This window comes from Nocardia sp. NPDC003183 (assembly GCF_053590715.1).
The window spans coordinates 19,703-35,417 of record NZ_JBSFTG010000025.1; the positions used below are offsets into that span (position 1 = coordinate 19,703).

At 67.3% G+C, this 15,715-nt stretch carries 14 protein-coding genes and 1 rRNA gene; 11 read left to right on the plus strand and 4 right to left on the minus strand.

All coding sequences use genetic code 11. The features are described from left to right. Positions 1-5: 5 nt before the first annotated feature. From ACWDXS_RS34545 to ACWDXS_RS34580, 8 genes are all read left to right on the plus strand, one after another. Positions 6-1,040: an MlaD family protein gene (locus tag ACWDXS_RS34545; RefSeq protein ID WP_449972352.1), complete on the plus strand. Its 1,035-nt coding sequence runs from the start codon at positions 6-8 to the stop codon at positions 1,038-1,040. Continuing rightward, entirely contained in the window at positions 1,037-2,041 is a 1,005-nt protein-coding gene (locus ACWDXS_RS34550; RefSeq protein WP_387449127.1) for an MlaD family protein, read from the plus strand. Before ACWDXS_RS34545 ends, ACWDXS_RS34550 begins: the two co-directional genes overlap by 4 nt. Next, positions 2,029-3,048: an MlaD family protein gene (locus tag ACWDXS_RS34555; RefSeq protein WP_449972356.1), complete on the plus strand. Its 1,020-nt coding sequence runs from the start codon at positions 2,029-2,031 to the stop codon at positions 3,046-3,048. Before ACWDXS_RS34550 ends, ACWDXS_RS34555 begins: the two co-directional genes overlap by 13 nt. Beyond that, complete coding sequence (locus ACWDXS_RS34560; RefSeq protein WP_379312042.1) at positions 3,048-4,145, plus strand: MlaD family protein; 1,098 nt, start codon at positions 3,048-3,050, stop codon at positions 4,143-4,145. Before ACWDXS_RS34555 ends, ACWDXS_RS34560 begins: the two co-directional genes overlap by 1 nt. Continuing rightward, entirely contained in the window at positions 4,142-5,194 is a 1,053-nt protein-coding gene (locus ACWDXS_RS34565) for an MlaD family protein (protein ID WP_449972360.1), read from the plus strand. The genes ACWDXS_RS34560 and ACWDXS_RS34565 overlap by 4 nt, the downstream gene beginning before the upstream one ends. Beyond that, positions 5,191-6,144, plus strand: a complete 954-nt coding sequence (locus ACWDXS_RS34570) for an MlaD family protein (protein ID WP_378996623.1) — start codon at positions 5,191-5,193, stop codon at positions 6,142-6,144. Before ACWDXS_RS34565 ends, ACWDXS_RS34570 begins: the two co-directional genes overlap by 4 nt. Positions 6,145-6,276: 132 nt before the next feature. After that, positions 6,277-6,915 (plus strand): hypothetical protein, encoded by a 639-nt coding sequence (locus ACWDXS_RS34575; protein WP_449972363.1) that lies wholly within the window; start codon positions 6,277-6,279, stop codon positions 6,913-6,915. 53 nt (positions 6,916-6,968) lie between these two features. Then, positions 6,969-8,540: a Na+/H+ antiporter gene (locus ACWDXS_RS34580; RefSeq protein WP_378996619.1), complete on the plus strand. Its 1,572-nt coding sequence runs from the start codon at positions 6,969-6,971 to the stop codon at positions 8,538-8,540. 45 nt (positions 8,541-8,585) lie between these two features. Here ACWDXS_RS34580 and ACWDXS_RS34585 read toward each other — a convergent pair whose 3' ends face one another. The 3 genes from ACWDXS_RS34585 to ACWDXS_RS34595 form a co-directional block, all read right to left on the minus strand. Further along, the gene (locus tag ACWDXS_RS34585) at positions 8,586-9,248 is read right to left on the minus strand and encodes a VIT1/CCC1 transporter family protein (RefSeq protein WP_449972367.1); all 663 of its coding nucleotides are present in this window, start codon (positions 9,246-9,248) and stop codon (positions 8,586-8,588) included. Between the two features lie 165 nt (positions 9,249-9,413). After that, positions 9,414-10,991 (minus strand): GMC oxidoreductase, encoded by a 1,578-nt coding sequence (locus ACWDXS_RS34590; protein ID WP_449972375.1) that lies wholly within the window; start codon positions 10,989-10,991, stop codon positions 9,414-9,416. A gap of 117 nt (positions 10,992-11,108) precedes the next feature. After that, a complete protein-coding gene (locus ACWDXS_RS34595; protein ID WP_378638999.1) occupies positions 11,109-11,663 on the minus strand; it encodes a YdcF family protein in 555 nt (184 codons plus the stop codon). Between the two features lie 102 nt (positions 11,664-11,765). On the opposite strand from ACWDXS_RS34595, the gene ACWDXS_RS34600 reads away from it, so the two are divergent. Together ACWDXS_RS34600 and ACWDXS_RS34605 are read left to right on the plus strand one after the other, a co-directional pair. Beyond that, on the plus strand, positions 11,766-13,265 hold the full coding sequence (locus ACWDXS_RS34600; RefSeq protein ID WP_378996613.1) for a flavin-containing monooxygenase: 1,500 nt from the start codon (positions 11,766-11,768) through the stop codon (positions 13,263-13,265). Positions 13,266-13,344: 79 nt separating this feature from the next. After that, the gene (locus ACWDXS_RS34605; protein ID WP_378996611.1) at positions 13,345-13,749 is read left to right on the plus strand and encodes a DUF7144 family membrane protein; all 405 of its coding nucleotides are present in this window, start codon (positions 13,345-13,347) and stop codon (positions 13,747-13,749) included. 58 nt (positions 13,750-13,807) lie between these two features. Here the strand turns inward: ACWDXS_RS34605 and ACWDXS_RS34610 are convergent, their stop codons facing one another. Then, positions 13,808-14,296 carry a MarR family winged helix-turn-helix transcriptional regulator gene (locus ACWDXS_RS34610; protein WP_379314216.1) on the minus strand — a complete coding sequence of 163 codons (489 nt, stop codon included), beginning with the start codon at positions 14,294-14,296 and terminating at the stop codon, positions 13,808-13,810. A gap of 703 nt (positions 14,297-14,999) precedes the next feature. Here ACWDXS_RS34610 and ACWDXS_RS34615 point away from each other — a divergent pair. Continuing rightward, positions 15,000-15,715: ribosomal RNA gene (locus ACWDXS_RS34615) — 16S ribosomal RNA — on the plus strand; the annotation flags it as partial.

Below are 15,715 nucleotides of genomic sequence, written 5' to 3' on the forward strand. Positions count from 1 at the left end.
ACTAGATGCCTAACTATGGAATGCCCGGCGTCGCGGCCGATCGGCGCACGTCGCGGCTGACCGGCGTGATCATCCTGTCGGTGATCGCGGCGATCGCACTGGCCTATGTCACCTACTCGAATCTGCGGACCGAAGACGGTCTGCGCATCGCGTTGCACACCGAACACCTCGGTGACGGCATCAGCGCGGGCAGCCAGGTCCGCGTCGACGGCGTGACGGTCGGCGAGGTCGCCGAGGTGACCCCCGGCGCGCGCGGCACCCAGCAGATCGCGCTGCTGCTCGACACCGAGCGACTGGTCGGCATCGACGACAGCCTCGCGATCGACTATGCCCCGACCAACCTGTTCGGCATCGCCGAGATCGAATTGCGCCGTGGCGCGGGCGGTTCGCCGCTACGCGAGGGCGTGGTCCTCGACCTCACCGGCACGAACAACGACCGGGTCTACGACGCGACGATGAGTGCCATCCTGCGCAGCCTCTCGCAGGTCGGTATGACCGTGACCAGCCCGCAGATGGCCACCGTCATCTCCCAGCTGGCCGCCGACTTCAAGGCCTTCACTCCGCTGGTCCAGGCGCTGATCACGGTCTCCAAGACCCTCGCCGACAACCAGGACGCGATGCCCTCGGAGCTGTTCGGCAAGCTCGGCCCCGCCTTCGACGGCGGCGGTGAGTTCGCGGGCGCCACTATGAAGGTGATCGACCAGCTCAGCGATATCCGAGTGACCCAGGTCGACAAGGAGCGCTACGACATCGGCGTCGGGGTGATCGGCGGCGGCATCCTGCCCGCGCTGAGCACCACCCTGAGCACCGCGGGCGGGCACTTCGCCGAGACCACGGACATGCTCGCACCGATGCTGCTCGCGCTGGCGCAGATGTCGCCGAACCCGCGCCGGACCGGTGCCGATCTCACCGCGCTGCTGCAGAACCTGCGCGGCGCGATGCCCGACGGCCCGAACGGCCCTGTCCTGAATCTCGACGTCGAGCTCAGCGGTGTCCCCGGCATCGCGGTGCCGCTGTTCGGAAAGGCCGGTGGGCGATGAAGATTCGCGGAACCGCACTGCGCCTCGGCGTCTTCAGCCTGGTGATGATCGCCATCCTCGGCATGGTGTTCACCCTGATCAAGCGCCCGGTCGACGGCGACACCAACGCCCATGACGCACTGTTCACCGACGCCAACGGCCTCAAGGTCGGCAACGACGTGCGGATGTTCGGCGTGCAGGTGGGCAAGATCGAGAAGATCAGCCTCGAAGGCGACAAGGCCAAGGTCGCGATCACGGTCAAGACCGACACTCCGATCTACGACAACTCCAAGCTGGCGATCCGCTACCAGAACCTCACCGGCCAGCGCTATATCGACCTGCAGCAGGCGCCGAACCCGGGCAGGACCATCGCGGCAGGGGCACGGATCGGCGCCAACATGACCGTCCCGTCGTTCGATGTGACGAGTCTGTTCAGCGGCCTCAAGCCGGTGCTCGCCACGCTGTCGCCCGAAGCGATCAACCAGTTCACCGCGAGCATGCTCGCCGTGATCGAGGGCGACGGCACCGGCCTCGGACCCGCGCTGACCGCGATCGATCAGCTCGCGAGCTATGCCGATGACCGTCAGCAGGTGATCAGCACCCTGATCCACAACCTGTCGGAGCTGTCCGAGCGTCACGGCGGCAAGGTCGGGCACCTGGTGCCGCTGCTGGCCCGGCTCACCGACATCTTCGAGGCGATGCAGCGCAATATCGGCGGTGTCGCGCAGTTCGCGATGACCGCGCCTTCGGTGCTGGCACCGGTGGACCGGTTGCTCGCCTCGCTGGGCCTGGTCGAGGGCGGCGGCGCCGATGTCGACGCGATGATTCGCGCGCTGTTCCCGAATCCACAGGAAGCCGTCGAGGTGTTCGGCAAGCTCCCCGGTCTGCTGGCCACGGTCGACGCCTCGCTCGCGCGCGGTTTCGCCGACTTCACGCCGCACTGCAGCAACGGCGCCGCCGAGGTGCCCGCGCCGCTGCAGGTGCTGATCGCCGGACAGAAGGTCACCGTATGCAACCGCTGAAGAAGCTCGCCGCGCTGTTCGGCGGCGATCGCCCGATCCCTGATGAAGCGGGCAAACTCGCACGGGAACTGCGGATGGGGATCATCGGCCTGAGCCTGGTCGTGCTGTTCATCATCGCCGCGGGCGTGGTGTACGTGGTGCCGCTGGGCAAGCACACCTACACCGCCGAGCTCAGCGAAGCGCAGTCGGTGCGAGAGGGCGACGACGTGCGCCTGGCCGGCATCTCGGTGGGCAGCGTCACCTCGCTGGAACTGAAGCCCGACAAGGTGCTCATGCGGTTCACCGTGAAAAACGATGTCTTCGTGGGTGATCAGACGTCCCTGGATGTTCGCATGCTCACCGTGGTCGGCGGTCACTACGTGGCGCTCTACCCCGCGGGTTCGAAGCCGCTGGGGGACAAGGCGATTCCCACTGATCGAATCCGCCTGCCCTACAGCCTGATCGAGACCTTCCAGGACGCGACCGCGCCGCTGGCCGCCGTCGACGGCGACACCGTGCGCAACAACCTGGCCGCCGCGAACTCCGCGATCGCGACCTCGCCGGAAGCGCTGCGCACCACACTCGACACCGTCGGCAAGTACGTCGACATGCTCGACCGTCAGCGCAGTCAGGTGTCGAAGTCGATCGCGGTCGTCGACGAGTACATCACCATGTACGACGGCGCCAAGACGGATCTGGGCAGGCTGATGGACAACGTCAACATGCTCGAAGACGTGCTGCTGAGCAAGCGGGCCGAAATGGCCGAAGCGGTTCGGTTGCTCACCTCGGTGGTGAATCGCCTCGCGGGACTGGCCCCGACCTGGGATTCCACCCTGAAGCCGCAGGTGCAGGCGCTGGCCGACGCGTTGCCGCGGCTCGGGGAACTCAGCAGTCAGCTCGAGCCCGTCATCGGCACAGTCGGTGCGCTGCAGACCAAGTTGTCGCAGCTGACGACCCCCGAGGCCGGTGTGGTCGTCGACCAGTCGAGCGCCCGCGTGTGCGTACCGCTGCCCGGGAAGGCGTGCTGATGCTGAAACGACTACTCGGATCCCAGGCGTTCATGTCGATCGCCGGCGTCGCGGTGCTCGTGGCGCTGGTCGCGGGCGGCTACTTCGTCGCCTTCGATCCGCTGAAGAAGACCGAATCCTATTGCGCGCTCATGCCCGACGCGATCGGCCTCTACCCGGGTAACCACGTCACCATGCGCGGCATGGATGTCGGCGAGGTGACCGCGGTGCGCAACGAGGGCGCCAAGGTCCGTGTCGAGTTCGAGGTCGACGCCGAATTCGATGTCAACTCCGACGCTTCCGCCACCACCGTCGCGTATTCGGTGGCGGCGGACCGCAATCTGGCGGTGCTCACCACCGGCAAGACCGCGCCGCCGCTCGCGGGCGGCTGCATCACCAAAACGCTGACACCCAAGAGCATCACCGAAACGCTCACGGCGCTGGCCAGCCTGTCCGACGAACTCTCCGGCGGTGCCGCGGGTGCGCCGAGTGCGCTGTCGGACGGCCTGTCCTCGCTCAACCGCGCCACCGAGGGCACCGGCCCGACGGTCAACGAACTCATCCACAAGCTCGGTTCGGCGATGAACAAGCCCGACGCCGACATCGGCCATCTCGCCAGTCTTTTCGACGCGTTCGCCTCGGTCTCGAACCGGGTCTCCGCGAACTGGGGCGACCTGCAGACGATGCTGGTCCGGCTGGCCCCGCTGCTCAACATGGCCTCCGACGACCTGCTCGGCCCGGCCACCTCGCTGTTCGACGGTCTCGGCGAGCTGTTGCCGATACTCAACGATGTCGCCGTCATTCTCGGTGATCCGTTGATCGGCGCGCTCGACGACGTGGTCCCGCTGGTGAAGTTGTTGCGCGCCAACGTCGGATCGCTCAGCGAGATCGTGGCGAAGATGCCCGCGCTCGCCTCCGCCTTCCGCAGCGCCACCGATCCCGCGGGCGGCACCGCGATCACCTACGCACCGCCGAAGGTCGCCTTGCCCGTCGGTGACGCAGACCAGGTGTGCGGCGCGGTGAACGAGCTGATTCCGGGGCAGTGCCCCGACCCGGCGCAGGGACTGGCCGATGTGAATCTCGTGCAGGTTGTGCTGGGAATGGCAGGTGCTCGATGAACCCCCGAAAGATGCTGCGCCGCAGTGTGGTCGCACTCGTCGTCGCGGCCGGACTCGCGGTGGGTGGCTGTGGTTTCGACCCCGCCGAAGTGCCCGTCCCCGGCTCGACCGTCAGCGGTTCGACCTACCGTGTGCAGATCGAGTTCAGCAGCGCGCTGAACCTGCCCGCGAAGTCGAAGGTGATCGCCAACGGCGCCGAGATCGGCATCGTCGACGGTGTGCGGGTGGTCCAGCCCGCCGACGCGCCCGCGGGCCGTGGCGGTTACGTCATCGTCGAGGCCGACATCCTCGACACCGTGCAGTTGCCGGCCAAGTCCATCGCCGAACTGCGCCAGGACACCATCCTCGGCGACATCCATCTCTCGCTCACCACTCCGAAGGACGGCTTCGGCGACCTGCTGCGCGACGGCGGCACCATCCCGATCGAGCGCACGAAACCGCCTGTGCAACTGGAAGACACGATGGCCACCATGGCTCTGTTCGTGCAGGGCGGTGCGATCGGTCAGCTGCAGGAGATGCTCGGCCGGATCAACTCGGTGATGCCACCCGATCCCAAGGAAACCGCGCGCATCTCGGCGGTGATGGGCGCCGACGCCGCCGACCTGGCAGCCCATCTCGACCAGGTCGACCTGCTGGTCAACGGGCTGAGCCGCAATGCGGCGATCCTGCACGACGACACCGAGCAAGCGCTGACCAGCATCCTCACGCCCGAGGCTGTCGCCTCGCTGACGGGCACCCAGGATTCGATCGCCAAGACGATGAAGATCTTCGACGCGCTCGGCCCGGTGGGTTCCTCGCTCACCTGGCTGGCCCCGATCGCGAGCTCCGGTGACGCCGCCGCGACCGCGTTCCTGCCGCTGGCCACCGGCGGTTCGGCCGACCTGCGCTCCTCGACGAACATGGCGCTGCTCACCGCGCTGTTGCGCGACAAGATCATTCCCTTCGTCGAGAACGGCCCGAAGGTGAACGTCACCGGCGTCCAGGTGTCCGAGGAAGACCAGGTGGCGCAGATCGTCACCGCGCTGCGGATGATCGGAATGGTGCGATGAAGATCGGTGCACTGGCCTCCCTCGGCGGCATCGCCGCCATCACCGTGCTCGGCGCGAGCTACCTGACCTTCGGGGTGGTGCGCGTCGACCCGTTCGCCGACTACACCGCGGCCTCGATCGAGATCGCGAATTCCGGTGGCCTCAGTGTCGGCTCGCCGATCCTGCTGACCGGTATCGAGATCGGTGAGGTCACCGGCGTCGACACCTCGGCGAGCGGTCGGGTGCAGGTCGGCTTCCGGTTCGGTGCCGACCACAAGGTGCCGATGAGCAGCGTCGTCACCATCGAGCACCTGTCCTCTCTCGGTGAGCCGTACGTGCAGTTCGTGCCGCGTGACGCGAACGGTCCCTATCTCACCGACGGGCAGCGACTGTCCGGGGAGAACGTGCGCACTCCGATGTCGATCCCCGAGGTCGCGCGGCTGGTCACCAAGACCGTCGAGCAGCTCGATCCCGCGGTCGTCGGATCCCTGGTCGACACCCTCGGCACCGCGATGGTCGGCACCGAGAATGTCGTCCCCGAGCTGGCAAGGGCGGGCGATCTGCTCGCCGCGGCCCTCATGAGCCGCGCACCGGCGATCGGCGAGTTGCAGAACAACTTCGAGTACGTTTCCGGCGACATCGGCTGGGCCGGACCGGCCACCTCGGCCGCCGCGCCCGCCTTCATCCGGTTGAGCCAGGTGATCGACCAGTTCGTCGAATCGGTCGGCCGGGCCACCGAAGGCGATCCGCAGATGCACCTGCGCGAGGGTGGTCTGGTGCCGTTGCTCGAGCAGCTCAGCGCCAAGCTGAACGAGCTCGGCCCCGAGCTTTCCGCCCTGCTGCCCGGACTGCGCCCGCTCACCGAATCGGTGACCGCGGCCGCTCCGCAGCTCGATCTGAGCGCACTGATCGCGCAGGCTCTGCACAACACCGACGCCGACGCGGTGAAGGTGCGGGTCGCGATCAAGTAAACATCCGGCAACCATCGGATATAGGTATCTGCGCTGGCCAGTGGTTGTTCCGTCGACCGGAGCGATCTGCGAGCAACCGTACGGTAGCGTGACCGAACGAGGGGAGACCTGGTCCGCGGCAAAGGCGGTGCGATGGCAGAGAGCAGCGAGGGTCCACAAACACGGACCGGCAGCAGTACTCGGATGATCGCGATCGCGGCGGTACTCGCCGCGATCCTCGCGCTGGTGGTCGCGCTCGGCCTGGTGATGCGCGCCGACCAGGGTGGTGACGACAACCCTTCGGTGAATCCGATGGGATCCGACGCCAACGGTCTCCCGATCGCCGGGACCGATCAGGACCAGGAATTCGCGCCCCCGTGGCCGGCCAGACGGGTCGGCGGGAACTGCTCGGCCGGTGGCATCGTCGCGCATTGGCGCGTCCACGACGACGGCAGTTGGCAGTGCACGGTGACAACCCCCGACGCCCTGCCCCCGGCAGCGGCCCCCGCGCCGCCGCCACCTCCGCCCCCGCCGCCCGGAACCGAACCCGCCCCGGGGCCCGTGCCGGTCGAGGCACCTCCGCCGCCTGCGTTCGAGCCGCCGCCTCCGCCGCCTGCCAACGAGCCGCCCGCCTACGAGCCGCCGCCTCCGCCCGAGCCGCCGCCCCCGGTCTTCGAACCCGAACCCGCCCCGGCGCCGCCCCCGCCCCCGCCCCCGCCGCCCCCTGTCCTGCAACTCCCGTTCCCCCTCCCGCCGATCCTGCTCCCACCGGCGGCAGCCGTCCGGCCCTGACCGGCGGCGGGTCGATCCCCGTGTGCCGCCGATGTCGGTGAGACTGGTCAGCTATGGACCAGTTGGTGCTGACTCTGGTGATCCTGCTCGCGGCCGTGCTCGCCGAACCACTCGGCGCGCGCCTCGGTCTCGCGCCGTCGATCCTGATGACAGTGTTCGGCTGCCTGCTCGCGCTGATTCCGGCCGTGCCCAGCCTGCACATCCCGCCCGAGCTGATCCTGCCCCTGGTCCTGCCGCCGCTGCTCTACGCTGCCGCGCGCCGCACGTCGTGGCGGCAGTTCGCGGAGAACTGGCAGATCATCGCGTTGCGCGCGGTGGGGCTCGTGATCGTCACCGCGATCGCGGTCACCGCGGTCTTCCACGCGTGGAATCCCGCCACCGCGGTCGCCGCCGGCCTGGTGCTCGGCGCCCTGGTCGCACCGCCCGACCCGGTCGCGGCCACGTCCATGGCGGGCAGCCTCGGCCTGCCACGCCGATTGATCGTGACCCTCGGCGGCGAAGGGCTGTTCAACGACGTCACCGCGATCGTCATCTACACGGTCGGAATCCAGGCAGTGGTCACCGGCCTGTTCTCGCCGTGGCACGCGCTCGGTGACTTCGCGATCGCCGCGGTGGTCGGCGTCGCCGTCGGCCTGCTGCTCGGCTGGCTCGGCAGCAAGCTCACCAAGTATCTGGACACGGCCACCGGTCAGGTCGCGGTGAGCCTGCTGCTGCCCTTCGCCGCCTACGGCATCGCCGAGCACTGGGAGGGCTCGGCGGTCCTCGCGGTGCTGGTCTGCGCGCTGTACCTCACCGATGCCGTGACCGAAATCGGCGACCGCGACTATCGGCTGGTCGCCGACTCGTTCTGGGACATCACCGAAATGCTCATCACCGGTTTCGCCTTCGCCCTGATCGGCCTGGAACTGCGGGTGGTCATCGACACCACCGGACACAACTGGCCGGGACTGGCCGGGGTCACCGCCGCGGTGATCGTGGTCGTCGTCGGATTGCGCCTGGCTTGGCTGATGGCCACCTGGGCGATCAGCAGCAAACTACCCAACACCGACGAACCGTTCACCTGGCGCGAGGTGATCGTCACCTGGTGGGCGGGCATGCGTGGGGTCGCGACGGTGGCGCTGGCACTGGCCGTGCCGTTCACCCTCGACACCGGCGCCGACTTCCCCGCCCGCTCGGAAATCCTGTTCATCGCGTTCGCGGTCGTGCTGTTCACCCTGCTCGTGCAAGGCCCGACCCTCCCGCTGGTGGTCCGCCTCACCGGGGTGCACGCCGACACCCGCCAGGAACGCGCCGTCGAACAGGCGCTCTGGACCAGGGTCGTCAATGCCGAACTCACCGAACTCAAAGCGATCGCCGCCCGCGACAACCTTCCGGAGGACGTCTACGAGGACCTCAAGGCGCTCCTGCGCCGGCTGTCCGCCAAAGCCGATCCCGAGGCGGCCGATGCCGATGCGAAAGCCACGCTGGACAAGGAACGCAAACTCGCCTCCCAGATGCGTGCGGTCCGCGCTGCCGTCACCGAGGCGGGCCGTCGGGAAGCCCAGGCCGCTCGTCGCGAACCCGGCATGCCCCCGGATGTCGTCGACCGCGTCACCCGCCGGCTCGACCTCGGCCCGATGCATTGAGCGCGCACCGTTTCCGGCACGGTCGCGCGCCGACCTGCCCGGGGCTCAGCCGATTCCCAGCGAATCGGTGGCGGCACCGATTCCGTAGGTGATCGCCATGGCCAGCGCACCGCCGAGCACCACTCGCAGCACCGCGCGTCCGAGATCGCTACCGCCGAGCCGCGCACTCACCGACCCGGTGATCGCGAGGGCGATCAGCACCGCGGCGAACGTCACCGGTACCCGCCATGCGGTGGGCGGCAACACGATCGCCAGCAACGGCAGCAGCGCACCGCAGGTGAACGCGATCGCCGAGGAGATCGCGGCCGCCCACGGGTTGGTCAGCGAGCGCGGGTCGATGCCGAGTTCGGCCTCTGCGTGCGCGGTGAACGCGTCGTGTGCGGTGAGCTCGGCGGCCACGGTGCGCGCGGTGGCCGGGCTGAGGCCCTTCTTCTCGTAGATCCCGGCCAGCTCGGCCAGTTCGAAATCGGGTTCGTCGGCCAGTTCTCGGCGTTCCTTGGCGAGCAGCGCCTTCTCCGAATCCCGCTGCGTGCTCACCGACACGTATTCGCCGGCGGCCATCGAGATCGCGCCCGCCACCAGTCCCGCGATGCCCGCGGTGAGGATCGTCTGGGCGTTGTTCGTGGTCGCGGCGACACCGACGACCAGCCCAGCTGTGGAAACGATGCCGTCGTTCGCGCCGAGCACTCCGGCACGCAACCAGTTCAACCGGGTCGCAAGACCTTCGGTATGCGGCTCATGCGGATGATCTGACCGGGGCGAACCCCCGGCCTTCCGCGGACGACTGTTCTCTGCGGGCGAGTCCGGCACCCGCTCAGCCTAGTGGGCACAACCAGCAGATCATCGGCTCGCCGCAGACAAGTCGGTCACCGCTCAGTTCCGTCGGGCAATCGGGGAATCAGCAGTGGCCGCCAGGGCCGCGCGCAGCGTGTCGGCCAGACGCACCGCGAGCGCGATCACGGTCAACGTCGGATTGACGTGCCCGTTCGTCGGAAAGACCGAACTGCCCGCGATGTAGAGGTTGTCCACCCCGTGCACCCGGCAGTGCTGGTCCACGACTCCGTGCCGGGGGTCGGCCGACATCCGGGTGGTGCCACTGGGGTGCGCGCAGTCGGTGAGCGGTAGGGGATCGGCGCTGTCGGGCAACGCCGTGGGAACTACTTGCGGCGCGGGCAACCCGAGCCGGGCGAACTCGCCCACGAGCAATGCTGTCGCCCGCCGCACCGTTCGATCCTCCTGATCGCTGATCCGCCAATCCACTTGCGGCAGCGGCATTCCCAGCGGGTCGGTGCGCGTCGAGAGTCGTACCCGGCTGTCGGCGTCCGGTGTCTGCTCCACTACCGCCCGCACCTCGACATGGACCAGCCGGTGTGACAACCCGGCACCGTCGGCCGATCTGCGCCGCGCACCGCCGGCCACAAGTCCGGTGTCGGACAGCATGATTCGCAGGTCCTGCCACCGAACCCGGCCGCGCAACAACCGCTTCGCCGAGTCCCACGGATCGTCGTCGGCGGTGATCTCCTGCAACCACAGCGCACAGTTCACCAGCGACTCGCGCCGCTGCACCGCGGGCGACAACGCCATTCCGTGCAGAAAGGTGTGCTTGCCCCGTGCGCTCTTCACCACGTACTTGCCGAACCGATCGAGCGCTGCCCGGGCTTGCGCGGGGCGCAGCGTCGCGACCACGCCGCTGCGATGATCCATCAGGCATCGCCCCACCTGGTCGTACCGATTCCCGATCCCGCCCACGACGGTGCGCCGCGACGCCAGCAGCAGCCGTGGTGTCGCGATTCCGCCCGCGGCCAGCACGAACACCCGCGCCTCGACAGTGCGTACACGGCCACCCGCTCCGGTCACCTCGACCGAATTCACATGCGCGCCGGTGGTATCGGTATCGATATGGGTGACCGTCGCGTTCACCAGTACCCGCGCGGTCGGCGCGACGATGTCACGCACCCGCGGTCCCCACCGTTTGCAGTCGAACCGGTTGGCCGGGTCGCGGCTGAACTGCCAGAAGCAGGAGCGCAGCGCGGCGGTGTCGAGCGCGTCGGCGGGTGCTTGCCGCCCGGCCAGCGGCCAGAATTCGTGCTCGGTGAAGCCGGTGCCGTGCCCGAGCCCGGCGTGCGCGGCGGCACGGTCGGCGAAGGGGCGCAGTGCGCCCGCGTCGATCGGCCAGCCGGAGCGGGTGACCCAGGGCCGAGTGGCGAAGTCGAGGTCGTCGAGCACGCCACAGCGCCCTGCCCAGGTGTGTGAGCTGCCGCCGAGCACCCGGTTTCCCGCGATCCGGTGCGGTTGCGCGCGGGGTGCGCCGATGTTCTCGATCGCGGCGAATGCTCTGTCGTCCGCGGTGATCTCGTGTCCGCCGCTCTCCAGCACCAGGACCCGCAGTCCGGCGGCGGCGAGTTCGGTGGCCACCGTCAGGCCCGCAGGGCCCGACCCGATGACGCAGATCGGGTGCGCAACGCGTCGTCACCGACGGTGCGCAGATCCTCGACAAGCATCGGCGGTCCTCTCACCGGCGGTGCCCCCGCACCGCTGTTCTCACTGTAAGAGCAGCGCCATCGTGTGTCAGTCGGTCTCGCAATGCTGATTGACAAAAGCCCTGATGTACCCGGCGGATTGGCGCACATACATATACGACCAGAACCCCAGCCCCGATTCCGACGGGCTGGCGACCATGGTGATCTCGCCGTCGTAGCACTTCTCCACGATGTACCTGGCGCGCGACACATGCGGCGTGAAGGTGACCACGATGATGTGGTTCCACCCGTAGATCTTTGCGCGCCGGACGATTTCGCGCGCCTCACCATCGGTGGTCCACGGGTCGGGCACGAAACACGAGACACGGAAGGCGAATCGGCCGCCGCAGTACTTGTCCATCATCGGGTCATCGGCGCCGGTGGACTGCGAGATCAGCACCTCGGGGGCGAGTCCGCGCTCGGCGAGTTCGATGCCGAGGTCGAACCGCTCGTACGGGGTGCCGCCGAGCACCACGATCACGTCGGCGGGCCGCAGCGGGTCGATCTGGGGATGCACGAAGACCGGCCAGCCGGCGAATGCGGCAGCCAGCACGGTGACCAGTGCGCCGACGAGCAACCATCCCGCACGCCGAAAGATCGACACGGCACCGACGATACCGAAATCTCCACGATGGCCGCCGGGCCCGCGATCGAGGTGGACCACACGCTCTTCTGCCGCGGTCCTCCACCAGGCACACTGGAGCCCATGACCGATACCGCCGTTGCCCCCGAACACCTCGACGTCGTCATCGTCGGCGCCGGGTTGTCCGGCATCGGGGCCGCTTACCGGCTGCAGACCGAGCACCCGCATCGCAGCTACGCCGTCCTCGAGGCGCGCGCCGACCTCGGCGGCACCTGGGACCTCTTCCGCTACCCGGGCATCCGCTCGGACTCGGACATGTTCACCCTCGGCTACCCGTTCAAGCCGTGGCGCGCGGCCCGCTCCATCGCCGACGGCGCCGCGATCCTGGACTACATCCGCGAGACCGCGCAGGAGAACGGCATCGACCGGCACATTCGCTTCGGTGCGCGGGTGATCGGCGCGGATTGGTCATCGGCGCAGGCCCACTGGCGGCTCACCATCGCCCACGAGGGCCCCGACGGCCCCGAACTGAGCACTCTGACCTGCGGTTTCCTCTATGCGTGCGCCGGCTACTACGACTACCAGCAGCCACACGCCCCCGAGTTCGCCGGTCGCGACACCTTCGCGGGCACCGTCGTACACCCGCAGTTCTGGCCTGCCGACCTCGACACCCGCGACAAGCGGATCGTCGTCATCGGCAGCGGCGCCACCGCCGTCACCCTGGTGCCCAACCTCGCGGCCGACGCCGCCCACGTCACCATGTTGCAGCGCAGCCCCACCTGGATCAGCGCCGTCCCCGGCCGCGACAAGCAGGCCGACAGGCTCCGCGCGCTGCTCCCCGCCGGTCTGGCCCACCGGCTGATCCGGACCAAGAACATCCTGTTCAGCGTCGGTTTCTACCAGTTCTGCCGCCGTCGTCCCGCCGCCGCGCGCAAGCTGCTCACCGACCTCGCCACCCGCATCCTCAAGGACGACAAACTCGTCGCCGAACATTTCACTCCCGATTACGACCCCTGGGACCAGCGCCTGTGCGCTGCCCCGGACGCCGACTTCTTCAAGGCGATGAAAAAGGGCAAGGCCTCGGTGGTCACCGACCGGATCGACGCCTTCGTGCCGGAGGGGATCCGGCTGGTGTCGGGGGAGACGCTGCCCGCCGACATCGTGGTCACCGCCACCGGCCTGCGCCTGTTGGCCTTCGGCGGCATCGCGCCCTCGGTCGACGGCACCCCCGTGCCCCTGGCCGACCAGTTCGTCTGGCAGGGAGCCATGCTCACCGGCTTGCCCAACTTCGCCATCTGCGTCGGCTACACCAACGCGTCCTGGACCTTGCGCGCCGACCTCACCTCCCGTTTGGTCTGCAAAGTCCTCACCCACCTCGACCGCACCGGCAGCGCCGCGGTCGTCCCCGAGCCCAAGGGCGCGCTCGCCGAACGCCCACTGCTCGACCTGAACGCCGGCTACGTCTTGCGCTCGATCGCGGCGTTCCCCCGTCAGGGCGACCGTCATCCGTGGCGGGTCAGGCAGAACTACCTGCTCGACGCGCTGATCACCCTGCGCACCGACCTCGGCAAAACCCTGCGACCGGTGCCGCGCCGGGTAGCGGAGTTCACCCGCAACGGGTGAGGCGCGGGGTCCGTCGGGTTTCTACCGTTGTCGTGTGCCGTGGTGGCACGTGGCATTGACCTGACGGAAAGGCCCAGCGATGACAGACACGAATCAGCACCGGGTGCGCGACGGAATCGCGGCAGGAACCTCCATCGGCGCTGGCATCCTGCTGGCGGTTGTCGGTGTCCTGCAGATTTTCCAGGGAATCTCCGCGGTCGCCAACGACGATCTCATCGTTGTCGGACCGGAGTACACCTTCCAGTTCGACCTCACCAGCTGGGGCTGGTGGCACATCGTTCTCGGCGCGATCGCGGTCATCGTCGCGATCGGACTGCTGGCCGGTCAGACGTGGGGCCGGGTATCGGCGATGGTGATCGCCGCCCTGTCGATCATCGCCAATTTCCTGTGGCTGCCCTACTACCCGTGGTGGTCGATCCTGATCATCGCCATCGACATCGTGGTGATCTGGGCGGTGGCCACCTGGCGACCGAACAACGCCTGAGCTGTCCTGATCCATCCGACCGACGCCGCCCCGGATCTTCGAGGCGGCGTCGGTCGTCTCAGTAGTCGAGTGCCGTTTGCCCCGACTCGGCGTCGCCGAGCGTGTGGATCAGATGCGATGAGAGCCGTTCGCCCAGGACCGCGAGCTCGGCCTTCTGCGGATCGTCGAGCCCGTCGAGCACCAGCTTGCGCACCGCGACCAGGTAGTCCGGTGTCGCCTCCACCACCTTGGCTTGCCCGCTTGCGGTGAGTACCGCGTCGATACCGCGCCCTGATTCCGTCGCTTCCCGCCGCGCCCAGCCCACCCGCTCCAGCTTCGACACCACGTGGGAGAGCCGCGAAATGGACCCGTGCCCCCGGGCCGCGAGCATGCTCAACCGCATCCGGCGTCGCGGCGCGTCGTGGAGCAGGGCCATGACCCGGTACTCGAAATGGGTCACGCCGAACTCTCGTTGTAGTCGTGAATCGAGTGCGCTCGGTACGCGCATCGAGAGGGTGACCACCGCGCTCCAGGCGCGACGCTCGACCGAGTCGAAATCCTCTATCACCTCGGCCTACCTTCCACCCAAGTGTTAGCTATGAAATTGCTGAACGAGGGCAAACTGTATATCGGAGGGCGGGTTCTGTCTATGCTTGTCGCGTCATGAGGCCAGGTGGAACGTGTGTTATAGATCATCCACGGCCTGGACGAATGATCAGTTGCCATCCGATCGCCGGGCATCCACCCTCGGCGAGTGCGATGTTCGCCGACCAGCGCGTGGCTTGAACCCGCAGCACCGCGGTGGGCGTGAGCTGGGGAAATGCTGAATCTTCCAGGCGATTTGACTTCGTGTTGGTCGGCACGTAACTTTATTCCAGTCAGAGCGACACGGACACCGACTCAGCCGCCCAGCGGCCGAGACACGAGGTAGTACGATGAGCGCCTGACTGACTGCGTGTTCAGAGGGACTCGGTACGGATTTGCTTCCGGCCGGTTGTCTGAGCTAAGTTTGAACCCTTGCCTCACCGAAACCCCGACGAGAAGTTGTGGGTAGAAGTGTGTGCGTGTGTTCTTTGAGAACTCAATAGTGTGTCGATGAATGTCAGTGCCAATAATTATTATTGGTTCCAATCTTTCATGTACCCCCCGGTCGTGGGAGGTTGGACATTGAACAACAGCGAATCTTTTTGCTGGTGTTCGCTTTGCTAGGTTTTCGGACTCTAGTTAGATAATTTTGATTCGCTCTCTTCGGAGGGTTGTTTCGAGAGTCTTCAACGGAGAGTTTGATTCTGGCTCAGGACGAACGCTAGCGGCGTGCTTAACACATGCAAGTCGAGCGGTAAGGCCCTTCGGGGTACACGAGCGGCGAACGGGTGAGTAACACGTGGGTGATCTGCCTTGCACTTCGGGATAAGCCTGGGAAACTGGGTCTAATACCGGATATGACCACTGAATGCATGTTCGGTGGTGGAAAGATTTATCGGTGCGAGATGGGCCCGCGGCCTATCAGCTTGTTGGTGAGGTAACGGCTCACCAAGGCGACGACGGGTAGCCGACCTGAGAGGGTGACCGGCCACACTGGGACTGAGACACGGCCCAGACTCCTACGGGAGGCAGCAGTGGGGAATATTGCACAATGGGCGAAAGCCTGATGCAGCGACGCCGCGTGCGGGATGACGGCCTTCGGGTTGTAAACCGCTTTTGACAGGGACGAAGCGCAAGTGACTGTACCTGTAGAATAAGGACCGGCCAACTACGTGCCAGCAGCCGCGGTAATACGTAGGGTCCGAGCGTTGTCCGGAATTACTGGGCGTAAAGAGCTTGTAGGCGGTTCGTCGCGTCGTTTGTGAAAACTTGGGGCTCAACCTTAAGCTTGCAGGCGATACGGGCGAACTAGAGTACTTCAGGGGAGACTGGAATTCCTGGTGTAGCGGTGAAATGCGCAGATATCAGGAGGAACACCGGTGGCGAAGGCGGGTCTCTGGGA